Annotated in this window: 19 protein-coding genes; 11 read left to right on the top strand and 8 right to left on the bottom strand. The window is 43.3% G+C overall.

The window, feature by feature from the left end; genetic code table 11:
• The first annotated feature begins 4 nt into the window (after positions 1–4).
• From KL866_RS15075 to KL866_RS15055, 5 genes are all read left to right on the top strand, one after another.
• Positions 5–1030 (top strand): zinc-binding dehydrogenase, encoded by a 1026-nt coding sequence (locus KL866_RS15075; protein ID WP_214995786.1) that lies wholly within the window; start codon positions 5–7, stop codon positions 1028–1030.
• A complete protein-coding gene (locus KL866_RS15070) occupies positions 1031–1795 on the top strand; it encodes an SDR family oxidoreductase (protein WP_025254050.1) in 765 nt (254 codons plus the stop codon).
• Between the two features lie 3 nt (positions 1796–1798).
• Positions 1799–3250 (top strand): aldehyde dehydrogenase, encoded by a 1452-nt coding sequence (aldA, locus tag KL866_RS15065; protein ID WP_214995784.1) that lies wholly within the window; start codon positions 1799–1801, stop codon positions 3248–3250.
• Positions 3251–3408: 158 nt separating this feature from the next.
• Positions 3409–5289, top strand: a complete 1881-nt coding sequence (locus KL866_RS15060) for a sulfatase-like hydrolase/transferase (protein ID WP_214995782.1) — start codon at positions 3409–3411, stop codon at positions 5287–5289.
• Between the two features lie 169 nt (positions 5290–5458).
• Positions 5459–6061 (top strand): GntR family transcriptional regulator, encoded by a 603-nt coding sequence (locus KL866_RS15055; RefSeq protein WP_025254047.1) that lies wholly within the window; start codon positions 5459–5461, stop codon positions 6059–6061.
• Positions 6062–6066: 5 nt separating this feature from the next.
• On the opposite strand, the gene KL866_RS15050 is transcribed toward KL866_RS15055, so the two are convergent.
• Positions 6067–6261, bottom strand: a complete 195-nt coding sequence (locus tag KL866_RS15050) for a hypothetical protein (protein WP_025254046.1) — start codon at positions 6259–6261, stop codon at positions 6067–6069.
• A 154-nt stretch (positions 6262–6415) separates the two neighbouring features.
• Here KL866_RS15050 and KL866_RS15045 point away from each other — a divergent pair, with 154 nt between their 5' ends.
• Positions 6416–9163, top strand: coding sequence for a TonB-dependent receptor (locus KL866_RS15045; protein ID WP_025254045.1), 2748 nt, complete (start codon positions 6416–6418; stop codon positions 9161–9163).
• Between the two features lie 114 nt (positions 9164–9277).
• Here KL866_RS15045 and KL866_RS15040 read toward each other — a convergent pair whose 3' ends face one another.
• Positions 9278–10096 carry an SDR family oxidoreductase gene (locus tag KL866_RS15040; protein ID WP_214995780.1) on the bottom strand — a complete coding sequence of 273 codons (819 nt, stop codon included), beginning with the start codon at positions 10094–10096 and terminating at the stop codon, positions 9278–9280.
• Positions 10097–10248: 152 nt separating this feature from the next.
• The gene (locus KL866_RS15035) at positions 10249–11286 is read right to left on the bottom strand and encodes an AraC family transcriptional regulator (RefSeq protein WP_214995778.1); all 1038 of its coding nucleotides are present in this window, start codon (positions 11284–11286) and stop codon (positions 10249–10251) included.
• A gap of 160 nt (positions 11287–11446) precedes the next feature.
• Between KL866_RS15035 and KL866_RS15030 the strand changes: the two genes are divergently transcribed.
• The 3 genes from KL866_RS15030 (at position 11447) to sthA (ending at position 15715) form a co-directional block, all read left to right on the top strand.
• Positions 11447–12796, top strand: coding sequence for a DsbA family protein (locus tag KL866_RS15030; RefSeq protein ID WP_025254042.1), 1350 nt, complete (start codon positions 11447–11449; stop codon positions 12794–12796).
• A 188-nt stretch (positions 12797–12984) separates the two neighbouring features.
• Complete coding sequence (locus KL866_RS15025; protein WP_025254041.1) at positions 12985–14112, top strand: fatty acid desaturase; 1128 nt, start codon at positions 12985–12987, stop codon at positions 14110–14112.
• Positions 14113–14293: 181 nt separating this feature from the next.
• The gene (gene sthA / locus KL866_RS15020) at positions 14294–15715 is read left to right on the top strand and encodes a Si-specific NAD(P)(+) transhydrogenase (protein ID WP_025254040.1); all 1422 of its coding nucleotides are present in this window, start codon (positions 14294–14296) and stop codon (positions 15713–15715) included.
• Between the two features lie 54 nt (positions 15716–15769).
• Here sthA and KL866_RS15015 read toward each other — a convergent pair whose 3' ends face one another.
• Complete coding sequence (locus tag KL866_RS15015) at positions 15770–16075, bottom strand: hypothetical protein (protein ID WP_025254039.1); 306 nt, start codon at positions 16073–16075, stop codon at positions 15770–15772.
• A gap of 114 nt (positions 16076–16189) precedes the next feature.
• Here KL866_RS15015 and KL866_RS15010 point away from each other — a divergent pair, with 114 nt between their 5' ends.
• Complete coding sequence (locus tag KL866_RS15010; RefSeq protein WP_025254038.1) at positions 16190–16768, top strand: uracil-DNA glycosylase family protein; 579 nt, start codon at positions 16190–16192, stop codon at positions 16766–16768.
• Here KL866_RS15010 and KL866_RS15005 read toward each other — a convergent pair.
• On the bottom strand, positions 16765–18990 hold the full coding sequence (locus tag KL866_RS15005) for an EAL domain-containing protein (RefSeq protein WP_025254037.1): 2226 nt from the start codon (positions 18988–18990) through the stop codon (positions 16765–16767). The genes KL866_RS15010 and KL866_RS15005 overlap by 4 nt on opposite strands.
• 142 nt (positions 18991–19132) lie before the next feature.
• Between KL866_RS15005 and KL866_RS15000 the strand changes: the two genes are divergently transcribed.
• Entirely contained in the window at positions 19133–20038 is a 906-nt protein-coding gene (locus KL866_RS15000) for a TIGR03899 family protein (protein WP_025254036.1), read from the top strand.
• Here KL866_RS15000 and KL866_RS14995 read toward each other — a convergent pair.
• Genes KL866_RS14995 through KL866_RS14985 form a run of 3 tightly spaced genes read right to left on the bottom strand, consistent with a single transcriptional unit; the run spans position 20035 to position 24315 of the window.
• Entirely contained in the window at positions 20035–20781 is a 747-nt protein-coding gene (locus KL866_RS14995; protein ID WP_025254035.1) for a phosphoadenylyl-sulfate reductase, read from the bottom strand. The two genes, KL866_RS15000 and KL866_RS14995, sit on opposite strands and share 4 nt — an antisense overlap.
• On the bottom strand, positions 20771–22492 hold the full coding sequence (gene cysI, locus KL866_RS14990) for an assimilatory sulfite reductase (NADPH) hemoprotein subunit (RefSeq protein ID WP_214995776.1): 1722 nt from the start codon (positions 22490–22492) through the stop codon (positions 20771–20773). Before cysI ends, KL866_RS14995 begins: the two co-directional genes overlap by 11 nt.
• The gene (locus KL866_RS14985; protein ID WP_025254033.1) at positions 22492–24315 is read right to left on the bottom strand and encodes an assimilatory sulfite reductase (NADPH) flavoprotein subunit; all 1824 of its coding nucleotides are present in this window, start codon (positions 24313–24315) and stop codon (positions 22492–22494) included. Before KL866_RS14985 ends, cysI begins: the two co-directional genes overlap by 1 nt.
• Positions 24316–24475: the final 160 nt, after the last annotated feature.

Genomic DNA, 24475 nt, shown 5'->3' with positions numbered 1-24475 from the left:
AGCTATGTTCGCAGCACAATACGCAGGTGACAAGACGTTTAATATACAACAAGGGACTGCAATCCCTCCTGGTCCTGGCGAGGTTCGCTTGTCGGTTGGCTATGTAGGAATTTGCGGCACCGACATGCATATTTATCACGGTGTGATGGATGCACGGGTGTCGCCACCTCAAATTATTGGACATGAAATGTCTGGTGTCGTAGCGGAAGTAGGCGAAGGCGTTGACAATGTAACGATAGGTGACCATGTCGTAGTTCGTCCTTTAGACTACTGCCTAGACTGTCCCGCTTGCGATGCGGGTCATTCTCACGTTTGTCAAAATCTTAAGTTTATGGGAATAGATACACCAGGGGCTTTCCAAAGCTCTTGGACCGTAAAAGCAAGAACACTGCACAAATTACCTAGCAACGTATCTTTGAAGATGGGCGCATTAGTCGAACCATTAGCTGTTGCTTGTCACGATGTCTCTCGAGCTCGTGTTGCAAAAGGCGAAGACGTTGTTGTTATAGGCGGTGGTCCAATAGGTCAACTTGTTGCAATGGTTTCTAAAGCTAGGGGCGCGAACGTTATTATTTCTGAAGTTAGCGAGACGCGCCGAAAGTTCTCTGAAGAGCATGGCATTGATACCGTTGATCCTATCAATGAAGATATCGTCGAGAAAATAAATAACGCCACCAATGGTAAAGGGGCCGATGTGGTATTTGAGGTTTCAGGCGTGCAGCCTGCCGTGGATGTTATGACAGACATAGCTGCCGTACGCGGGCGAATTTGTATGGTAGCCATTCACTCGCAGAAGCCCCAAGTCGATTTGTTTCAATTCTTTTGGAAGGAATTGGAGCTTTTAGGCGCTCGCGTGTATGAGCATGAAGACTTTGAGCAAGCAATAAAACTGATTGCTGATGGCGCGCTTGATCTATCTCCATTAATTAGTTCAGTGAGCAAACTAGACAATATTGCTGACGCATTCGCTTCTATGGATGGTAACCCCTCTGGTATGAAAGCCCTCGTTTCACTGGGAGATGAGAATTAAATGCAAACTTTATTCGATTTATCTGGAAAAACTGCACTAGTAACTGGCTGTAGCCGGGGGATAGGGCAAGCTATGGCGATAGGGCTGGCAAAGGCTGGCGCTGATATTATCGGCGTGTCTGCGAGCCTTGCTTCATCAGGTTCTGATACCGAAAAAGGCGTGCTTGAAGCCGGTCAGAACTTTACCGCTTATCAGTGTGATTTTAGCAATAGAAAAGACCTTTATCGTTTTATAAATGAGGTAAAGGAGGCGCATTCAAATATTGATATCTTGGTAAATAATGCGGGCACTATTCTACGCAATCCAGCTATTGACCATAGCGATGAATATTGGGATACGGTGATAGAAGTAAATTTAAACGCCCAGTTTATATTAAGCCGTGAAATAGGTAAGCTCATGGCTGCGAGCCAGCGTGGCAAAATTATTTTTACCGCTTCATTGCTGACATTTCAGGGCGGGATTACAGTACCAGGCTATGCCGCAAGTAAAGGTGCTATAGGGCAGTTAACTAAAGCCCTTGCCAATGAGTGGGCAGGACAAGGTATTAATGTAAATGCTATCGCACCAGGCTATATTGCTACTGACAATACTGAAGCACTGCGCAACGACCCTAGCAGAGCAGAAGCAATACTTGCGCGCATTCCTCAGGGTCGATGGGGTGAGCCGGAAGACTTCATTGGCCCTACCGTATTTTTAGCATCTCAGGCATCAGACTATATGAACGGCGCAACGATTTTAGTCGATGGCGGATGGATGGGAAGATAAAGTATGTATCAACATAGCAAAAAACACTTCATAGATGGCGAGTACGTCGCTTCTGCCTCACAAGAGCATATTTCAATTACGAGCCCAAGTGACGGTAAACTAGTCGGCGAAATCCCTATGGGTTGTGAACAAGACGCTCAGTTTGCTCTTGAATCAGCGCAAAGCGCTCAGCCACTGTGGGCGAAAAAAACTGCCAGAGAGCGTGCTACAGTGTTGCGCAAGTTCGCACAAGAAATCAGAGAACATAGCGATACACTTGCCCCTTTACTTGTTAAAGAACAAGGAAAGCTAATTGGTGTTGCCGAAATGGAAGTAGCGGTCACCGCAAGTTTTATCGATTATGCATGCGATAATGCATTAACTATCCGTGGCGATATTCTGCCTTCAGATATTGAAGACGAGAAAATTTACATTCACAAAGTCCCTCGCGGTGTCATAGTTGCTATCACCGCATGGAACTTCCCACTGGCATTGGCCGGACGTAAAATTGGACCAGCGCTTGTTACTGGAAACACTCTCGTTTTAAAGCCGACCGAAGAAACGCCACTAGCAACCCTCTTGTTAGGCGAACTTGCAATTAAAGCTGGCTTACCAAAAGGTGTTTTGAACATTGTAAACGGAACGGGCGCCAGTGTGGGGCAATATCTCTGTGAGAGCCCCATCACCAAAATGATCACGATGACAGGAAGCACCCGCGCAGGCGAAAGCATTTACAAGTCTGCAGGTAAAAATATGATCCCTGTGATGCTTGAACTAGGCGGTAAAGCACCATTTATCGTTATGGATGATGCTGATTTAGAAAAAGCGGCAAATGACCTTATTGATACTCGTTTCGCGAACTGTGGGCAAGTATGCACCTGTGCTGAGCGCCTTTATGTACATGAAAATGTTTACGATGCTTTTGTAGAAAAGCTAATTCCTAAAGTACAGGCCATAAAAGTTGGTGATCCAATGTTAGCCGATACGCAAATGGGACCTAAAGTAAATGCTCGTGAAATTACAAACATCCGCCATTTGTTAGAAGAAGGTTTGAAACAGGGGGCGAGAGTATTGTGTGGTGGCAAAGAGGCAACCGTTGAAGGGTTTGAAAAAGGTCATTGGTTTGAGCCGACGCTAGTTGGCGATGTGGCCCAAAGCAATGTGCTCATGCACGAAGAAACCTTCGGTCCTATTTTGCCAATAACAAAAGTAACGAGTATTGAGCAAGCCATCGCGTTTACGAATGACAGCGATTACGGCCTTTCTGCATACCTTTATACCACCTCGCTAAGTAATATAAACAAGGCGATTGCGGAAATGGAAGTTGGTGAAGTCTACGTCAATCGTGGAATTGGCGAGCAACACCAGGGCTTTCACAACGGTTGGAAAAAAAGCGGTATGGGCGGAGAAGATGGCCAATACGGGTTAGAACAGTACCTCGAAAAGAAAACCGTTTACATGAACGAAGCTAAATAATAAGTATCATTTTCAAAGCAATTCAAACCTACTAAGCCTCCTATATCTAGCTACCGCTATTTATATGGAGGCTCAACTTGCCAATGGTTATTTAGATAACAATCTGTGCGGCCCAATTAGAAAAACAATTGGCACGATATCAAGAGGCAGCAACTATTATGAAAATAGAAACGTTCAAAGTAATTGCCATACTGACACTAATGGCATTATCGACATTTAGCTTTGCTCAAAATAATAGTCAACCCAATATCTTATGGATTGTTACAGATGATCACCGTCCAGATTCGATACAAGCTTATAATCGAGCGACAACAGGCAAAAGTGAAAGCCCATTAGGCTATGTCTCGTCACCAAATATCGACATTCTCGCCTCTGAAGGCGTCATGTTCACACGCGCTTACAATAACTCTCCAGCGTGCGGACCGTCTCGAACGTCAATGCATACTGGTCGTTATCCGTTTCGCAATGGGAAGTATGCCTGGGAGCATACGCACCAAGAAGCAGATTTTACGAAACCAGCTATATCACAGAGCTTACGGGATGTTGGCTATTCCACAGCTATAATAGGAAAACATCATCACGGTATTAGTGAGAAAAAAGACGAGCCAAGCTCTATATTTGATTTTTCTCTAGAGTTCAATCGAGACTTACACCAGCAAGGTTTTGGAGGGCTTTATTCAACAGGCTCTCATGGCTTGATAGATGGTGTTCTGCTAAGACGTGATGCCACCGAGACGGTTTTTTACCCAGACGGAACAAAGAAAGAATATGTGATTTCTAAAGCCGATAGAGAGCTAAACGCACAGGAGCAAGCTGTAAAAAGCAGTGTTGAAGAAGAGTTTGATATATTACGAGCCTATACTCGCATCAATACGGGTCTCATATTAGGCGGGGTAAACCCGCAGCCATCAGAAAAAACAGTAGATGCATTAATTGTAGAAGAATTCGAAAGCTACCTTGAAAACACGGGGAATCAATACAAAACTCTAGCTGGGAAGCCGGTTAATGGCCCCAAAAGCAGTAGTCCTGTTTTTGTTAACCTTGGCTTTCATTTACCCCATACCCCAGTGCTTCCTCCTAAATCTTTTCGCGACCAATTCAAAAACAAACAATATCGCTTGCCAGATTTTAGCGCTGATGAAGTTGCGACCTTCCCCACCCAGCTTCAGCAAATCTACAATGAGTCGAAAACAAATGGAATGAAAGAGAGCGAGAAACAGCAAGCTGTTCAAGATTACTACGCCTTTACCGCTTTTGGTGATGCACTGATAGGTAAAGCAGTGGAAGCATTCAAAGCCCACAGTAAGCAACAAGGGCGGGACTATTTAATCGTTTTTACTGTAGGCGATCACGGCTGGCACTTAGGTGAACAGGGGATAATGGCAAAGTTTGGGCCTTGGAAGCAGTCGCTAAACGGTGCAGTTATTGTTGTATCCTCCGACAAAGAAACCTATCCACCGGGGAAAGTAGTAAACAGTTTAGTAGAGTATGTAGACTTAGCGCCCACGCTATTATCAGGTGCAGGTATCGATGTTGAAGTGTCAGCATACGACTATTTAGATGGCGTTGATTTAGCTGTCGTATCAAACGATGAAAATTATCAGAGAGACTATATTCTTGGTGAAATGAATTTAGTTAGCGGTCATAGAGCTTACATGCGCACCAAAGACTTTGCATTTTCTATGCGCACTAGAGACCGCCGTGAACCCGCTGTAACTCCCTATCTTAATGATAATATTACGTGGGCGTTAACCGCGCACCCGTTGAAAGTTGATTTGGCATTGTATGATCTAAGAGTCGACCCTTTGGAAAGAAAAAATGTCGCATACACAGTTGAGTATTTAGAGCTAGCAAAGTGGTTCCGCCAAAAGCTTGGGCGTATTGTGCTAGGAGATGGTCGAGTAGAAATGGATTGGAATACGCGCAATAGTTATAACATTAGCAATTTTGCCAGTGGGGCTGATGACAAAAAAATTGATGTACCTAAAGCGCTTATACCAAAAACTGGAATAACAGATCCACAAAGATTCAATTTATAGACATTGGGAGTCAGGCAGGTAAATAGCTTTATTCAAATAAAGCTGCGTATATCACTTACGCCGAAGGATTGAAAGAACCTTACTTATACCAATTGGTTTTTACTGGACAATTTAAAGAAAAAGGTTAACATTTCGCAAACGCGTATAAGTATAAAATTTGGAGTTATCAATGAAGCCAAAAATTCTTTCTGTTCGAGATCAAATTGCTGACCTAATCCGCTCAGATATAATTTCTGGTGAACTAGCACCGAATACCAAACTGAACGAAATTCAGCTAGCAGAAAGGTTCGACGTATCTAGAGGTCCAATTCGAGACGTCATTTTAAAGCTGACTAAAGAGGGATTATTAGTTAGTAAAAACAACGTAGGCGCATCTGTAAACGCCCCGCTACCGTCAGAATTACAAAAGCTAAGCATTGATCTTCGTAAAAAAATTGAAGAGTACGCAGCCAAACAACTCGCAGGCCACTTAACGTTAGAACAACTAGCTGATATGGATGCGATAATTGACAATATGCAAGAGCATTTTGAACGAGAAGAGTACACAGAACTCACTAAAGCTGACATTGCTTTTCATGAATATTTTGTAGAGCTTGCTGGGGGCGAAAGTCTTCTAAATCTTTGGTATCCAATAGTCATTCGCATGCGAATGAATTATCAGCGTATTAAAACTTCAAGCAAACTGGTAGACGAACATAGAGATATCGTCAATGCCTTTCGCGAAGGTGACGCAAAAGCCGCTATTGCCGCAATCCGCAAAAACATTAAGTAAAAACTTTACATAAATCCCTTTAACAAGCCATCTAAGACTCTTCTGCTTGCAACATACGTAAGTGCTAACTTTTCTTTCTTTATTGAATACGCTGCACTACCAGCCTGGTAGTGCGCTTTAGACGTACTAATCACAATATTCCTGCAAACAACTATTTGTTTACCTTCATATTCATTCGCCAAGCGAATTATATCTGACACGCTTCATAACCCCTTGATTGGTTAGGCTCGCGTTTTTCCTATTGCTAGCAGCATTTAAAAATTCAACTTTACTTGATGACAATTGTTGACAATATACATAATACATACAACAATGACGAAACAATAGATTCACATAAAATTTACAGGTCTGTTTATGAAAAACGTAAAGTTAAACGCAGTCTCCTTCGCTGTTGCATCTTCTCTTTTCAGCAGCGCCTTAGTGGCTCAAGAGGATACGTCTGTCGAAGTCATTGAAGTAAAGGGGATTCGAGGATCTCTTACCTCAGCTATGGACATTAAACGCGAGTCGTCTGGTGTAGTAGAGGCCATTTCTGCAGAAGATATCGGAAAGTTTCCAGATACCAATCTTGCTGAATCGCTACAGCGAATTACCGGGGTATCCATTGACCGTTCGAACAACGAAGGGAACCAAGTTACTGTTCGAGGTTTTGGTCCCAGCTTTAACTTAGTGACCCTCAATAATCGCCAAATGCCTAATTCTTCTTCACTTATTTCAAAAGGCATTTCCCGTAGCTTCAATTTTCGCGAAATTGCTGCGGAAAGCGTGTCTGGCGTTGAAGTTTATAAAACGGGTAAAGCTCATGTAAGCTCTGGAGGGCTAGGCGCTACAATAAATATCAATACAGCTCGTCCTTTTGAATTGGATGAATTTGTAGCAGCATGGAGTGCAAAAGCGGTTATGGACACTAGCGTAACGGTGGGCGACGATGTCACTCCTGAACTAGCCGGATTGTTGAGTAAGACGTTTGCGGATAAAACCTATGGCATTCTCGCATCGCTCTCTTATGCTGAGCGGGACAGTCATGTTGACCGCATTGGAACACAAGGCTGGGGGCGCGGATACCCAGGGCAAGCCAACCCAGATACTAGCAAAATAGATACCTCGAAAAACCCTACGCTTGCCACATGGCGCACTCCAACTGTAGATTTCGAAGAAACAAACTTTAATAGAGACCGTATAAACGGTCAGCTCGTCTTTCAGTACGCCCCCACAGAAACTCTTACAGCCACGCTAGACTATGTGGTATCTCGATTAGATGAACAAGGTAAAATGAACCGTATGAGTTTCTGGTTCGACAATGTTCAAGACGGTGCAGCTGATGAAAACGGCACTATTGTTAACCCGAGTCGAATGAACGATGAGCTCAACTTTTGGGCCTGGGAATACAACTTTGAAACTGAAAACGACTCGTACGGCGCCAATTTTGAATGGCTAGCAACCGAGGCGCTTAGCTTCGAATTAGATGTACACGATTCAACATCTCACTCTAATCCGGGAGCTTTACCAGCCGAACGTATCGCCAACCTTAAGAACCCCTTTGGCGAACTCGCTCCGGTGCATATTAGTGCAGATTTTAGCGGCGATATTCCTATGGCCTTTTACGATGACAGCGGCGTACCTGGTGGCGCCTATGCTGCTGAAAATATAGAAGCTGATTTGTATCAAGAGCGCGGTTACGAGATCGAAAATAATATTCAGCAATTGCAGCTTTCCGGTAAGTGGCTAAACATGGAAACCGGTGCTCTTGACGCTATCAACTTCGGCTTTGCACACACTAAATACGACGTAGACAGCAATAATATCTACAGCGATAACTTTGCTTTAGGCAATGGAACGATGGATATCAGTGCACTTGACTACAGTTTTAGCCCTGGTGGTATAGGCTTCGACTTTCTTCCAGTATTTAGCGCCAACGAATTTCTTGATTTAGTACGCGAGCAATCGCTATACAATGAAGCTGATATCAAGCAAGACGGTATATCTGAGAAAACCACTGCCGCGTACATCTCTTTCGATTTCGTTACAGATTTCAATGATATGCCAATAAGTGCAAACTTCGGAGTGAGGTATGAGGAAACAGATGTCGAGTCGTACTCTGTACAAAGACCCGTCGTTGGCTTTAACTGGATCACACCAATTCAAGTTGCAAAAGTGCTAGCGGATGAAGAGGTCACTGAAACCCTTGAGGGGGCGTACGAGCATTTTCTACCAAACTTAGATTTTAGTTTAGAAATGACTGACGAATTTATCGCAAGGTTTTCGTACAGTAAGACTATTGCTAGAAGTAGTATAGGTGCGATGTTTCCGGCCACCAGCTTAAACCTACATCGCGCGGGCGGTCCCTTTCGAGCGTCTCGAGGAAACCCTAATTTACTGCCCTTTGAGTCGGAAAACATTGATTTATCTTTAGAGTATTATTATCAAGAAGGCAGTTATGCTTCTTTAGGACACTTTCGCAAGCAAGTTGACAATTTTATTTCTACAGGGCAAATAGAAAGTGAGCTAGTTGGGCCTAATGGCCCATTAACGGATCCCAGCGCAAACCCAAGAGCAACCTGTCCTAATGGCACAGTAACTAATCCGGTTGCTGATTGCCTTTCCCAGCCAGGGGACCCCGTTATTCAATGGGAAATTTCTACACCTCAAAACCTTGACGCGACCCGAGTTTACGGATGGGAGTTTAATGTTCAGCACCTGTTTGGCGAATCTGGTTTTGGCAGTATAGTTAACTATACCCTGGTAGACAGTGAAGATGAATACGACGTGTATTCGTTAGAAAATGATTTTGCGCTTACCGGCTTAAGTGACTCTGCGAATGTCGTTATTTTCTATGAGAAAGAAAATTATGAGGTAAGGGCGGCCTACAACTGGCGTGACGAATTTTTACTTTCTGGAGGCCTAGAACCTACGTTCACTGAATCTTATAGTCAGCTCGACGTTTCTGCTAGTTACGATGTTAATGAGAATATATCTGTCTTTTTAGAAGGGATTAATGTCACTGACGAAAGTACCCGTAGACACGGTCGATTTAGCAACCAGCTTATTGATTATGAGACATATGGTCCACGTTATAACTTGGGCGTAAGGGGTAAATTCTAAGCACCTGAAGCAAACTGTTATTTAGAGCAAACAAAAACGATAACGCGCTTGTGCCAGACACTTTTAAGTGTCTGGCATTTTTCGCTTAAGTGAATCTTTGTATTAACTTAATGTTTAAAACAGGCTTCTTGCCATTCCACCATCAAGCACAAGGTTTTGACCTACGGTGAATTTGGCAGCATCTGAACAGAGCAATGTGACAAATTGCGCCAGGTCTTTCGGATTGCCCAGTGAGTGAGTAGGAATGTCGAACAAGTCCAAGGTCATCTTGTGTACCATTTCAGGCGTTATGTTATCAGCCGCGCCTTTCCCATATTTTTGTTCAATTTTTTCTTTATGAGGTAAGGCTAACTCGATCATCCCTTCGGTAGCATACATACCTGGTAATACGTTGTTTAAGATCACCCCATACTTAGCTAAGTCTCTTGATACAACCGAAGTGTAGTTCGCCAGCGCAGAGCGTGCAGGTCCCGACATCAACCTCATTTCTAAAGGGTACTTTGCGGCCACGGTGGCGATATTCACTATTCTTCCCCACCCTTTCTCTTTCATAGGTTTACTAAATGCTTTTATAAGCTCAACCGGCCCAATAAGACCAAGCTTAACTGACTCAAGCCAGTTCTCTTCTTCTATATCGTCGTATTCCCAAATAATCGGTGGCGGAGATATGGTAATAATAAGAATATCAGGGCCTGGACAGGCCGCTAACAGCTTTGCACGCCCCTCTTCCGTGGCGTGATCTGCAACCACAGCAGTAACTTCTACGCCGTAGCGAGATCTAATTTCTTCTACTGTATTGTTTAGTCGCTGCTCGCGTCTGGCAGATATAATTAAGTTTACCCCTTCTTCAGCAAGGGCTATAGCACTTGCTTTTCCCATACCTGCGCTACCACCAGCAACAATTGCAGTCTTTCCCGACATATTTGTATTCATAACTCGTTTTCCTTGAATCAATTCTACCTAGAACATCAAGTACGGATTATGGCGGGCATTTCCAACCTAGAGTAAGTTCAGAAGTGGTCATGCCATGGTTAAAAGAGGACAAACAGCCACACTAATTAATTTTTTATAGAAAAATATCGCAATTATTGTCCGCGCTCTCGCCAACCTACAGGAGAAACTCCAGTCCAAGCTTTGAAAGCTCTACCGAAATTAGAGGGGTCAGAAAAATTTAATTGGAGCGCTATTTCTGCCATAGTTAAATTTGTTTTTGAAAGCATCTCCTTTGCGAATTGGGCCTTTTCTTCATTAACAATTGATTTGAAATGTGTGCCGCAAGAAGACAGCGCGCGGCGAAGCGTTCTGGGAGAGATATAGAAAAACGCAGCCGCATCATCTAAAGAAAGAGAAAAACGATAACTCTCTTTAATACACTTTCTTAAAGCTGTAACAACATCCTTTCTCTTGCCGAAGTTAGAAGATTGTTCTGCGCATAACGCATACATGGCTTTTTGAGAAAAAGAATCTGCAGTAGGTAAAGAAGCATTCAGCAACGTATTGTGAAGGTAAATACGCGTAGACAGCTTGTTAAACACGATTGGAACTCTACTGGGGAGATAAGCCTCACAGTTTGATTTGGGAGTTTGACACTGCATCTCGATTTTTGACACAACACTTGTGTTTGGATAACAGAACTGAATAACATTCATAGCTGCGCTTACCGCCGCGGTAAGCAAAAAGTATTGAGAATTACTAAAAGAGGTCAATGGTTTTACTTCTAAATAGCTCTCATCTTTTACGCCATTATTTTGCTCCCCCAATCTAACGCTGAAAAGAGCCGTTCGCAGGTGAAGAAACTGGCTGATAAATTCAAGGGCCTCCTTTAATGTTTCGCTACTGAGCGCACCATAACCAACAGTTCCAAGCGTCGTTAAATTAATGCACTTTCCGAAATTCCAGCCGATATGCTCATTCTGACTGACTTCAAGAACATTTTTAATGAATTGCTGGTGCTCGTTAAGTGATAACTTAATATTTTCAACTTCAAAGTCATTTTCCTTTAAACCGCAGCCGGCAAGCAACCCGTCAGGGTGGTATCCCTCATCACATAGCATGCCAAACAGGACTTTGGGAAAGTAGATAGGTAATACTGCTTCATTGTAAGTGAAAACACCTTTTCTCATTCTTAGCTCAGGTATCTAGAAGTTATACAATATCCTAAGACGCCAAGCATGAAATGTTAACAGGGCATTAACAATTTAATCAAAATGAATAGAGGTTGTCCGGAAATGACCAGCAAATAGATGTTAACTATAGTACTTTGGGAAACAAGAGATAACGACGTTGAAGAAAACTATAAAGCCGCTACTACTCCAAGCTATCTCCAGTGATTGGCGTTTACAAGTTCGTAGACAGTTTTTTAAGGCCAAACGCATTCTACTTCGCAAGTCAGCTCAACTATCAGTGTACATAAAGGTTGATGATCCCTATTCATTTTTACTACTTCAGGCATTACCGAGTATAGAAGAAAGGTTTAAGGTCGACTTTTCGATAAAGGTCATAAGCACGACTGACAATGTTATGTTCCCAGAGCCAACCCTTTGGGAAAACCATGCCTTAAATGACGCAATGTTTCTTGCACAACTGTACAACTTTTTACCCGTACCCGCTCAGGAAACCGGTTTAAAAGAACCTAATTCAGAAAGAACTATGGCGTATACCATAAAACTTCAAGATGCCATTAATAATAAGGAAAGTTGGCCTAAACTTATTCGCATTGTTTATGAATTCTGGGAGACATCAGAGGGTTCAGAGCTAACTGAATTGACAATCGATGCTGGTAAGAAAAATTCAATTAAAGAACAAGTAAAAGCAAACACCATTGAGCTAAGTCAGCGTGGTCATTATTTACCCGCAACGGTTTACTACGATGGTGAGTGGTATTGGGGCGTGGATAGACTGGATCATTTAGAGCAAAGACTATCTCAAGAGCAATTGAAATTAACAAATGTAACGTCAGTGGTTTTCAATAGAACTTACAACTTAGAAAGAAAGCGCCCAGATATAGCAGCATTACCAACGGCTATAAACGATGACGTAGAGATTAAAAACGGAAAACCTATAGAGCTATTTTGGTCGGCGCGAAGTCCATACTCCCACATAGCACTGTTAGAAGGAATATCTCTGGCTAGCACCTATCAAGTTCCGTTAGTTGTTCACCCCGTGTTGCCAATGATGATGCGTGGTCTTTTTGTTCCTTTCAAAAAAGCACTCTATATATTTTTAGACACAAAGCGCGAAGCAAAAAAATTAGGCTGGCCGTATGGAAAACTAGCAGATCCACTTGGAGATGGTGTGAGGCGCTGCTATTCACTTCTTAATTATGCTCGAGAAAATGGGCGTTTCCTACATTATTTGGTGGCCTTCTCAGAAGCTGTAAATACTAAAGGGATCCGCGCAGAAACAGACAAGGGATTAAAGAAAATCGTTGAAAAAGCAGGATTAGATTGGGAGCAAGCCAAACAACATTTAACTAACCGTTCATGGCAAGATGAAGTAGAACGAAACCAACAAGACATGTATTCAAAAGGAAGTTGGGGCGTACCAGTGTTTCGCTACCATGATATTCAGGTTTGGGGACAAGATAGAATTTTTGTCATCGAAAATGCAATAAAAAAAGACCTGGTAGGCTGAAGACCAGTACAAAATCATCTCTTTTATAAACAAGGGTTAAGCATTAATTCTTACGTTTCACCAGCGTTTTAGCCACCCTCGGCTATAATTAAACTTTACACATGTAAGCAGAACTTATCCGGGTTTTGCTTGCCTGAAGCCTCGTAAAAAGATAAATTAGCGAACAGTTGTAAGCCAAGTTGTATAAAATGAAAAAACCTCCTCTTATCCTAACGAATGTGCTGGTATTTATAATATCGGGCGCAATTGCATTTATTGGTGTGCCGCTTTGGGTGGCATATAAGGGTATCGATTGGGCAGAAATCGGTACCGCCATATTCCTATTCTATTTCACCGGTATGTCGATAACTGCTGGGTATCATCGCTTGTGGTCACATAAAACATACGATGCCAACATTGTAGTTCGTGTCGTATTAGCGATTGGTGGGGCGATGGCCCTGCAAAATAGTATTTTGCACTGGTCGTCAGATCATCGCGTTCACCATCGCCATGTAGATGACAACGACAAAGACCCCTACTCTGCAAAGAAAGGACTTTGGTTTGCGCACATCGGCTGGATGTTACGCGAGTATCAAGCTAAGCGTTACGATGATTACAGCAACTGTAAAGATCTACAAAAAGATAGCGTTGTGATGTGGCAGCACAAATACTACTTGCCTATCGTACTCGCTGCTAACTTTGGTATTACTGGTCTGCTGGGTTATCTGAACGGCGACGTCATGGGCATGATTTTAGTAGCTGGTGTATTGCGCTTGGTGCTAGTTCACCATGTTACTTTCTTCATTAACTCACTTGCGCACTTCTGGGGTAGCCAGCCTTACACCGATAAGAATACGGCACGTGATAATGGCGTTTTAGCATTCTTTACTTTTGGTGAGGGTTATCACAACTATCACCATATATTTGAGTACGACTACCGCAATGGCATTCGTTGGTATCAGTTTGATCCCACTAAATGGCTAATAAAAGGGCTGTCTTATGTAGGTTTAACGTCGAATCTTCGCAAAGTACCTGAAGAGCGCATCGAAAAAGCCCTGGCAGCGATGCAGCTGCAAAGAGCAAGTGAAAAAGTATCATTACTGCCGAATGCGGAAGAAATGATGCATACCATTCAGGAAGAATACGACTTGTTAATGCAGCGTATGAGTGAGTACTACGCAACCAAAAAACGCGTTATGCGCGTTAAGAAGCGTACATTGAAGCGCAGCATTGAAGGGTTAGAGCTTGCTTACAAATACAAAGAGATGAAGCACGCCTTTGCAATGCAGAAAGAAAAATGGACTCAGCTGCAAAGCCTGTCACTACAAATGGCTTAGCATTACTTATTCTTTCAGCTAATTCGATAAAACAAAACCACATAAGTATCTGCTTATGTGGTTTTTTTTATTCTATAGTTGGATAAGGTAGTTATACTAAAACCAGAATCACTTATTTTGTATTGCGGCTCACTATTTTCATAAGCCACGCAATACAAATATAACAATATGGGAAAGTAAGATGGCAACGAAGCAAAAAACTAAAGCTCCGTCGTATCACTACGACGCAATCGTTATAGGCACTGGCCCTGGTGGAGAGGGCGTTGCAATGCAGCTTGCCAAGGCCGGTAAAAAAGTTGCTGTGGTAGAGCGCTACGAAGCAGTAGGTGGTGGCTGTACCCACTGGGGAACCATCCCCTCAAAAGCACTTCGTCACTCCGTTAGCCGTCTTATTGAATACAACTCTTCTCCCCTGTTTGCCGACAACCATTTAAGCAAGAGCCTTACGTTCTCTGACATCATGAGTCATGCTAGCGGTGTTGTAAAAAGCCAAACTCGCCTGCGCTCTTCTTTTTACGACAGAAACCGCGTTACCCTCTTTCATGGCGAAGCCAGCTTTGTCGATGCACACACTCTAGAAATAACACGAGAGGATGGTTCGAAAGACACAGTCACAGCAGCACAAATAGCAATAGCCACAGGTTCGCGCCCCTACTGCCCGAAAGATATCGATTTTAATCACCCTCGTATTTATAACTCTGACACCATCTTATCTTTAGACCACGATCCGAAGTCCATCATAATTTATGGTGCAGGTGTAATTGGGTCTGAATATGCCAGTATTTTTAGAGGCCTAGGGGTGAAAGTCGATCTGGTTAATATGCGAGACCGCTTACTGTCATTCTTAGATGACGAGATCTCTGATGCGCTAAGTTACCACTTGTGGAATAACGGCGTACTTATTCGTCACAACGAAACCTACTCTTCTGTAGAAGCTACCGAAGATTCAGTGATTTTAAACTTAGAGTCAGGCAAGCGCATGCGGGCTGATTGCTTACTGTTTGCCAATGGGCGTACGGGCAACACAGATACCCTTAAACTTGAGAATATTGGTTTGAAAGCTGATGGCAGAGGACAACTTAAAGTTAATCAGAATTATCAAACTGACGTAGATAATGTATTCGCTGTTGGCGATGTGATTGGTTACCCAAGTTTAGCATCGGCAGCATACAACCAAGGACGATTTGCCGCTGAAGCCATGCTTGGCATAAATACACATTCAGCGTTAGTAGAAGATATTCCGTCGGGTATCTATACCATTCCAGAAATTAGTTCGGTAGGTAAAACAGAACAAGAACTTACCGCAGCCAAAATACCGTATGAGGTGGGAAGAGCCCAGTTCAAACATTTGGCCAGAGCGCAAATTGCATCAACGCAAACAGGTAGTCTTAAAATTCTCTTTCACCGGGAAACGAAAGAAATATTGGGTATTCACTGCTTTGGTGAACGTGCCTCTGAGATTGTTCATATCGGTCAGGCCATCATGCAGCAAAAAGGCGAAGGCAACACCATAGACTATTTCGTTAATACCACGTTTAACTATCCGACTATGGCGGAAGCTTACCGTGTAGCTGCCATCAACGGACTTAATAGGATTTTTTAACAGATACAAAAAAGCCGGCGAAATTGTCGCCGGCTTATATGCGTTAACTAAAAATTAGTTACGGTTCGCAGCAAGCGCGTTAAGCGAATCTTTATGTGCTACGATGTCGATGTGCATATTTTCTTGATCGAATGTCATTGTTGCTATGGCGTAGTCACCCTGACTTTCGCTTGCAATGTCGATCAGCTTTGCTTGTGCATCACGGAAACGAATGTTATTGCCGATTTGATCCGACATACATTGGTTATTCATTTCGAATGTTTTCGCATCCATGCAATCGAAAAGCTGGTTCTCACCAGATTCCGCATGCGCAATACCAAAGGCTGCTGATAGAGCTAATGTTAGTACTACTTTACGCATGTTTCTTCTCCTGTGCTACAGTCTACTACTGTCACTATTAAACATACTGTATATACATTAGATAGTCAAATTGAGATCATACAATTGTGACAAAAGTATTACAAAGAGAAATAATTGGAGAAAGTTTTGGAAGGTCATGATGCGTTGGTGATGAAAGCGAGGAATTGCTCACTATGTGCCCCTCATCTACCTCACAAACCTAATCCAATATTCAATACTGCTCCATCAACTAAAATACTTATTATCGGGCAAGCACCCGGGCTTAAAGCTCATGAAAGAGGCATCGCGTTTGATGATCCCAGCGGGGACCGCCTGCGAGAATGGTTGTGTGTATCTAAAGAAACCTTTTACAACCCACATTTAATCTCGGTGTTGCCCATGGGCTTTTGCTTTCCAGGGTATAAAAACGGTGCTGATGCGCCACCTAGAAAAGAATGTGCACCTGTATGGCACGATGAGTTTCTTAACTATTTAAAGCCTAAAATCACGCTTTACGTGGGTCGATACTCGCAGCAATATTATTTACCGCAGTATAAAACCTTAACTGAAGCCGTAGGCACCCCAACAAACACACACTTTGTGTTACCCCATCCGTCAGGCAGAAACAACAGATGGCTAGCTAAAAATCCGTGGTTCAAGCTAGATATACTTCCCAAAATGCAGCGCGCTATTTCGTCAGCCTTAACAAATTAATCATGCGCTTCAAGAAACGCTAGAAGCGAATCGAACGGCATGGGCTTAGCGTATAGAAAACCTTGAGCCTCATCACACCCTAGTTTAATCATGTAGCTTGCTTGTTCTCTTTTTTCCACGCCTTCCGCAATAGTGAGTAATCCTAACTTATTCCCTAATGTCACGATGGTTTCGGCAAGCACGGCACTGGCACCCGGCTTGATGTCTTTAACGAAAGACCGATCGACTTTTAAACGGTCTAGAGGCAACTGCTGCAAATAACTCATTGAAGAAAAGCCTGTTCCGAAGTCATCAATTGCAATTTGAACGCCGAATTCTTTTAACGAGCGCAACGCATCTATCACAATTTGCGGCTCATCCATGACCACACTTTCAGTTATTTCAAGCTCTAATAGACTGGGGTCACAGTTCGACTTTGAGAGTGCTTGTTTGACTTTGTCCACAAATAACCTATCGCGAAACTGTGGAATAGATATGTTCACAGCAACTCTAAGGTGTCCATATCCCTTTTCTCTAAGCTCTAGCAGCCGGCGACATGACTCTTCGAGTACCCATTCACCAATATCAACAATGAGCCCAGAGTATTCAGCAAGCGGCACAAAAACAGCTGGCGATATATAGCCACCCTCACCATCGGGCCAGCGAAGTAAGCCTTCCATACCTACCACTTTTTCATTGAGCAAGTCTATTTGCGGCTGAAACCATAGTTCTAGTTTTCTAGCCGCAAAGTCGCTTCTTAGCTGGCGAATCATATCTAAACGCCAAGTCGTTTGATCCTCAATATCTTTGGCATAATATTCAAAGTTATCAGTCAGGTTTTTCTTGGCGCGATTTAGCGCAATATTAGTACGCTTTAGAATCTCAATGCCAATGTGGCGCTTATTGTCTAACTTGCAGAGTCCAAGGGTAACGTTGACGGGTAGTGTATGATCGCCTACCTGGAAAGAAGACTGGAAAACATCGTTGATAGACTCTGGGCAAACAAGCTCATCAGGTCCAATTAAACCAAATACGTCAGCACCTATACGACCCTTTTTAACCTTGTCATCGAAAGATGAATGAAAGCGATCACTTACCGCACGCAGCAGATCATTGCCAACCTCTTGCCCTAAGCCGTCATTAACATCAGAAAAATGATTAACATCTATGAGAGCGACAGTGTAGTTTTTGCCTGCGAATATATGAGGTTTATCTAGCATGTTGATAAACTCATTGCGGTTTGGCAATCGAGTCAACCAATCTCTAAAAGCAGCATTTCTTAATTCGTGGAACAAATTAACGTTTTCATAGCCTACAGAAATACTCGATAAAAATACTTCTAGGAGATTTTTATCGAGCTCGTTTATTTCGTGAGTCTGGCGTATATAAACAGCAGCCTCAAATCCAGCTCGGCTAATATAAAGTATGGAACATGAAGGCTCAAATAGATGTTTTTTAAGACGCAGACAGCGACTTACGTTTTCTTCAATTTCGCTGTTGTTAAGGTCATCAACCGGGTGGTTGATAAATTTTGCGTATTCGCCCGCAGCACCAAGAACATATACTTGTTCGTCGTCTTGGTCTAAAAGCGACCCTGCTCGTGCGCACAAAAGCCCCTCAGAATCGAGGCCTATAAGAGAGCTAATTTGGGTAACAACGCCTTCACAGAATTCTTTTACCGAGTGCTCTTCAAATAAATTAGCCGATGACGTAATTATTTTTTCTAAACCTGCGCGGCTTTGGCTGATGGTTATGATTTGCTGATAAGAGCGAAGAGAGGAAATAATGGTCGTCAGCAGTTTTGCGCGCGTAAGCTCCGTCTTTGTTTTGTAGTCATTAATATCATAAATTTTAATAACCTGCTCTTCAGGAGCATAGCCTGGTTGCCCTGTGCGCAATATTATTCGAGGCTCGTACAGCTTCATGTCTTCACGAATGTATTTTACTACGTCAAAGCCCGCATCATCAGTTTCCATGACAACATCAAGAAGAATAATGGCGATGCTGTTACCATGTTCGTGAAGCTTTTCTTTGGCTTGTTTAGCAGAATAGGCGTGAATGAAGTTTAACTTGCGATCGTTAACGACAAGATCAGACAGCGCGAGACGCGTTACTGTGTGAATCTCTTCATCATCATCGACGATAAGAATGTTCCAGTCTTTGCCTAATAATACCGGCTCTGCAACTGAATCATCATCATCTAAAAAAATTAACTCGTCGTTATCGTAATCCATTGCCGACATTACCGCTCATTTCCCAGATACATACAAAACAAGAATGCACTACTTAATGTATTAAGGAGACGATTACATTGATAAATGCGTTACGCAATGCAATAGTGCTCTCATGGTACACGCTAGTTTACATTCATTTACTTAAGTAGATATGAAGATTTCACCTCAGCATTTCCCACCTGAGATTAAAAAAACTCAGAATACGGAAGTCAGTAGCGCTAAAGCAACTAATGACCAACCCGCTGCTGAGAAAGTCGCAAGCTCGGAAAAGTCGGTTGCAAGCCGCCAACGCATGTTGTCATGGTTTGCTAGAGTGGGTATTAGCCCTTCTATGTTGTCTCCTGATCCTAAAAAGCAAAAACATGCGCTAGAACGTAGGAAACAAATTCTAGAAACTCAAAAAGCGAGCAATCTTCAATCTGTACTAAATATAGCACTAAATGTGTCAATCAACGAACAAACTAGCGATAATCTTGATGCAGATTGGTTTTTTGCTTTTAGTACCATGGCCGAAGAGATTTACAGCCAACCAATGCAAGAATTGTGGGGCAAGATTTTTGCCGTTGAGGTCGCCCGTCCCGGTAGTTTTTCACTTCGCACGCTACAGTTGCTCAAAACGCTGACGCATAGAGATGCAAAAGTATTTAATAAAGCCGTTAATGTAGCGAGTCGGAAAAGTAATGATACCGTACCGCGCATATTGGTGGGATATCATAAACGTAAAGGCTTGCTTTCGTTTCTTCGAAAACCCATTCCAGAACAGTTAAATCTGGCATCTGTCGGACTTAGTTATCCCGACCTATTATCGCTGCAGGAAATGAAATTAATCTATGCCAGCGAAATTGAGAGCGCCGAATACACAGAGGGACAACAAGTCACGTGGCGATGTGTTAATGAAAACATAACACTAACGTGTAAAACGTCAGGGGTTGCTTTGGTGTATTACAAATTTACTTCAGTGGGAAGTGAGCTTTACAAGCTGGTGACTAAATCTTCTAACGATACGTATCTGCAAGAATTGAAAAAAGTATTAGGCGAGGTATTCAACATAAGTTAAATACCGTCACCAAACTCGTGCAATCCGCATTCACGCTTTAACCCAAAGAAGCGGGTATCTTGTTCACTCATACCCTCTTGTAGCGACTGCGTTGTATGCCAATCGCCAATTGAGACGTAACCTTGTTCCCAAAGCGGGTGATAAGACAAGTCATTGTCTTTAAGGTAGTAGTGAAGGTCTTTGTTGCTCCAATCAATAATTGGGTATAGCTTAAACTGCTGCCCTACTTTTTGTAACACAGGTAGTTTGCCCCGAGTATCAGATTGGCTTCTGCGCAAGCCGGCAAACCAGGTGCCGGCTTTCAGTTCACCTAGTGCACGCTGCATTGGCTCGACTTTGTTCATCTTGTTGTATGTTTCAATACCCTCAATGCCTTGTTCCCAAAGTCGACCAAATCGTGCTTCTTGCCACGCAGAGGACACTTTGGCGCTGTAAACGTGCAAGTTTAAATCAAGCTTCTCAACTAGCTCATCTATAAATTTATACGTTTCAGGAAACAGATAACCGGTATCGGTAAGCACAACGGGTATATCCGGCTGTGCTTGGGTAAGCATGTGCAGCATAACTGCCGACTGCGCTCCGAAACTCGAAGACACAATATGAGTATCAGGCAAGTTATCCAGCGCCCAAGCAACTCGCTCTTGCGCTGTCATTTTTTCCAGCATGTCGTTGATATCAGCAAGGGCTTCCTTGCTAATATCAAGCGTAAGTGGCTGCTGCTTTTCTGCTGTGTTATTCGTCATAGAAATCCCGTGCGGAGTCTACTACTGGTTTTACAACACCAGCGCGAACGACATAATCACCAAAGGCTTCACCAGCTTCACGCTCTTTAGCCCATTGACCAAACAGCGTATCTAACTCTGCCATGATTTCTTGTTCGCTAATGTTTTCACGATACATACGTGGGATACGTGTACCTTCTCGGTTACCACCAAGGTGCAAGTTGTACTTGCCAGGACCTTTGCCTACCAAGCCAACTTCAGACAACATCGCACGACCACAGCCATTCGGACAGCCAGTTACGCGGAAAATTACACTGTCTTCTTCCAGATCGTGTTTGGCAAGCAAGCCTTCTAACTCGGTAACAGCATCTGGCAAGTAACGCTCTGCTTCTGCCATCGCTAGCGGACAGGTTGGCAATGCAACACAGGCCATTGAGTCTAAACGCTGATTAGAGATAGATGGCGCTATGAGACCATGCTCACGAGCTAAAGCTTCTATCTTGTCTTTGTCTTGTGGTGGAACACCGGCAATAATCAAATTCTGGTTTGCGGTTAAACGGAAATCACCTTTGTGTATTTTGGCAATTTCTGCACAACCTGTTTTTAGCGTTTTACCTGGGTAATCTAAAATACGACCATTTTCGATGAACACGGTAAGATGATATTTGCCGTCAATGCCTTCAACCCAGCCAAAGCGGTCACCACGGTCGGTAAATTCGAAAGGACGACTTTCTTCAAACGTTACGCCCGCACGCTTTTCAACTTCAGCTTTAAAGTTGTCTACGCCAACACGCTCTAGGGTGTATTTAGTTTTCGCATTCTTACGATTAACACGGTTACCCCAATCACGCTGCGTAGTAACAACCGCAGCGGCAACGTCTAGCGTGTTTGCCAGCGGTATAAAACCAAAGTCAGATGCTTTACGCGGGTACGTGCTCTTGTCACCGTGAGTCATCGCAAGACCACCACCAACAAGTACATTAAAGCCAACTAGCTGACCATTTTCCGCAATCGCAATAAAGTTAAGGTCGTTCGCATGAACATCAACATCGTTTTGCGGAGGAATAACCACAGTAGTTTTAAACTTACGTGGTAAGTAGTTATCGCCTAAAATAGGCTCAACTGGCTTTTCAGTTGTTTCGACCTTTTCACCGTCTAACCAAATTTCAGCATACGCGCGGGTTTTAGGTAGTAAGTGTTCACTTATCTTTTTAGCCCATTCAAATGCCTGAAGATGAAGCGCAGATTCAACCGGGTTAGAGGTACAAAGTACGTTTCGGTTTACATCACCTGCCGTTGCAATAGAGTCGATGCCAGCTTTGTTCAACATTTGGTGCATAGACTTAATTTTAGGCTTTAACACACCGTGAAACTGAAAAGTTTGACGAGTGGTTAAGCGAATGCTGCCGTACATAGTGTGGTCGGCTGCAAACTTATCGATAGCTAGCCATTGATCAGGTGTGATAACGCCGCCCGGTAAACGAGCGCGAAGCATCACATTGTGAAGCGGCTCAAGTTTTTGCTTTGCACGTTCAGCGCGAATATCACGGTCGTCTTGTTGGTACATTCCGTGAAAGCGAATAAGCTGGAAGTTATCAGCCGTGAAACCACCAGTGAGATCGTCTTTAAGATCGGTAGTGATGGTACCGCGCAAATTATTACTTTCACGCTTTAAGCGCTCGTTGTCAGCCAGTTTGCCCTCAACGATAAATGGTGATTTTTCGTTACTCATTAATAGACATCCTTCTGATAACGTTTCGCTTTTCGTAACTCTACAATATAAGCTTTTGCATCGGCTTCAGATTTACCGCCGTGCTCCTGCACAATACTAATTAAGGCGTTTTCTACATCTTTCGCCATGTGCATCGCATCGCCACACACATAGAAGTGCGCACCCTGCTCTAGCCATTCGTACACTTCTTTGCCGTTTTCTAACAAACGGTGCTGAACATATACTTTTTCTTCTTGGTCACGAGAGAATGCAAGCGTAATTTTATCTAGCAGACCTTCTTTAACGTAACCTTGCCACTCTACTTGATACAAGAAATCTTGCGTGAAATTAGGGTTACCGAAGAACAACCAATTCTTGCCTTCAGCGCCTTGTACGTCACGCTCTTGCATAAAGGATCTAAACGGTGCAATACCGGTGCCTGGGCCTACCATGATAACGGGCGTATTCGGGTCCGCTGGTAAACGGAAGTTATCGTTGTTTTCAACAAAAACTTCTACGTCGCCATTTTCTTGTAAATACTCACACAAGAAGCCAGACGCACCACCTTGATGACGGTGACCAAACGCTTCATAGTCAACGTGAGCTACCGTCAAGTGCACTTCTTCTTCCACATCTGCTTGGCTTGATGCAATAGAGTACAAGCGAGGCGTGAGCGGACGAAGTGCTTCTACAAGCTGCTGTGCTGAAATTTGACCTGGATGGTCACGCACAATATCAATGATTTGGCGCTCAGCCATATAGGTCCGCAGTTGCGCTTTATCTTCCATCAGCGTCGCTAACGATTCAGAGCCCGTTGCAGCCTGATATAATTTAATAAAATTAGGGTAACTTAGCGTTAATTCAAGTTTAGAGGTTAATGCTTCAGTTAACGACATTGACGCATCACCTACAGAAACTTCAGCATTCCCATCTAACGACAAAATGCTAATAAGTTCTGATACCAAAGAAGCTGCGTTCTTGAACCAAACACCTAGCGCATCACCTGGCTTATAGGTAATTCCGCTATCTTCAAGGCTAATTTCAATGTGACGGATATCTTTAACTGAATCACGACCTGTAATCTTCTGCGCGTCAATTAACGTTGCTTTAAACGGTGCCTTTTTGGTGTAGGTCTGTGCTGCCACACCTTGCACTGCTGAACCCGTTTGCGCCGCTACTGCGGTTTGTGGTGCTGCACTGAAATCATCCTTTAACGAATCAATTAGCTTATTCAGCCACGCCTCGGCTTCAGCTTCATAGTCGACATCACAATCCAAACGCTCAATGATAGCTTTACCGCCTAGCTTGCCTAAGCGCTCATCAAAGTCTTTACCTGTTTGGCAGAAAAACTCGTAACTGCTATCACCTAATCCCACAACAGCGTATTTGGTATTAGCAAGCTTAGGTGCTTTTTTACCGGCTAAGAATTCGTGCAGTTCAATGGCGTCGTCTGGCGCATCACCTTCGCCGTGTGTACTTACAAATACCGCAACGTGGGTTTCCGCCTTCAAGTTACGAGGCTTGTAATCAGCCATGCTAACAAGCTTACTGTTAAAGCCGGCTTCTTCTGCTTTAGCTTGACACTGCGCAGCCACACCTTTTGCATTACCCGTTTGTGAGCCGTACAAAATGGTTAGCGTTGGCGCATCACCCGCTACTGCAGGCGCGCTTTGTAACGCAGGGGCAACCGAACCGCCTTGCGCAGCTGCCATGCCCGCTGCATAGCCACTTACCCAAGTAAGTTGATCACGATTTAAGCCTGCAATGGCTTGCGTAATTGCATTCCATTGCTGTTCGTTTAATACCGCGCCTGGCGCTGAGTTCGAATTAGAATCTTGTGACATAGTCTTTTAGCCTTTTATCAATGGCGCTAAGGCTAACGGCTTTCTTCAAGAAGAGAAAAGAATAAATGAAACTTTTTTATTACTGAAAGTGCTAATGACTATGTGAATAAGGTATAACAAGCTTGAATTGTATATAAATTAAGTAAAAAAGGCGTGAACT

Source organism: Alteromonas sp. ALT199, assembly GCF_018619335.1.
In the GTDB taxonomy this organism is placed as follows: Bacteria; Pseudomonadota; Gammaproteobacteria; order Enterobacterales; family Alteromonadaceae; genus Alteromonas.
This window is presented reverse-complemented; position numbering and strand designations above follow the sequence as displayed.

Excerpts from the sequence above, each read along its gene's own strand:
- KL866_RS15075 (WP_214995786.1), top strand. The coding sequence starts at position 5 with ATGTTCGCAGCACAATACGCAGGTGACAAGACGTTTAATATACAACAA.
- KL866_RS15070 (WP_025254050.1), top strand. The coding sequence starts at position 1,031 with ATGCAAACTTTATTCGATTTATCTGGAAAAACTGCACTAGTAACTGGC.
- aldA (WP_214995784.1), top strand. The coding sequence starts at position 1,799 with ATGTATCAACATAGCAAAAAACACTTCATAGATGGCGAGTACGTCGCT.
- KL866_RS15060 (WP_214995782.1), top strand. The coding sequence starts at position 3,409 with ATGAAAATAGAAACGTTCAAAGTAATTGCCATACTGACACTAATGGCA.
- KL866_RS15055 (WP_025254047.1), top strand. The coding sequence starts at position 5,459 with ATGAAGCCAAAAATTCTTTCTGTTCGAGATCAAATTGCTGACCTAATC.
- KL866_RS15045 (WP_025254045.1), top strand. The coding sequence starts at position 6,416 with ATGAAAAACGTAAAGTTAAACGCAGTCTCCTTCGCTGTTGCATCTTCT.
- KL866_RS15040 (WP_214995780.1), bottom strand. The coding sequence starts at position 10,096 with ATGAATACAAATATGTCGGGAAAGACTGCAATTGTTGCTGGTGGTAGC.
- KL866_RS15035 (WP_214995778.1), bottom strand. The coding sequence starts at position 11,286 with ATGAGAAAAGGTGTTTTCACTTACAATGAAGCAGTATTACCTATCTAC.
- KL866_RS15025 (WP_025254041.1), top strand. The coding sequence starts at position 12,985 with ATGAAAAAACCTCCTCTTATCCTAACGAATGTGCTGGTATTTATAATA.
- sthA (WP_025254040.1), top strand. The coding sequence starts at position 14,294 with ATGGCAACGAAGCAAAAAACTAAAGCTCCGTCGTATCACTACGACGCA.
- KL866_RS15015 (WP_025254039.1), bottom strand. The coding sequence starts at position 16,075 with ATGCGTAAAGTAGTACTAACATTAGCTCTATCAGCAGCCTTTGGTATT.
- KL866_RS15005 (WP_025254037.1), bottom strand. The coding sequence starts at position 18,990 with ATGTCGGCAATGGATTACGATAACGACGAGTTAATTTTTTTAGATGAT.
- KL866_RS15000 (WP_025254036.1), top strand. The coding sequence starts at position 19,133 with ATGAAGATTTCACCTCAGCATTTCCCACCTGAGATTAAAAAAACTCAG.
- KL866_RS14995 (WP_025254035.1), bottom strand. The coding sequence starts at position 20,781 with ATGACGAATAACACAGCAGAAAAGCAGCAGCCACTTACGCTTGATATT.
- cysI (WP_214995776.1), bottom strand. The coding sequence starts at position 22,492 with ATGAGTAACGAAAAATCACCATTTATCGTTGAGGGCAAACTGGCTGAC.
- KL866_RS14985 (WP_025254033.1), bottom strand. The coding sequence starts at position 24,315 with ATGTCACAAGATTCTAATTCGAACTCAGCGCCAGGCGCGGTATTAAAC.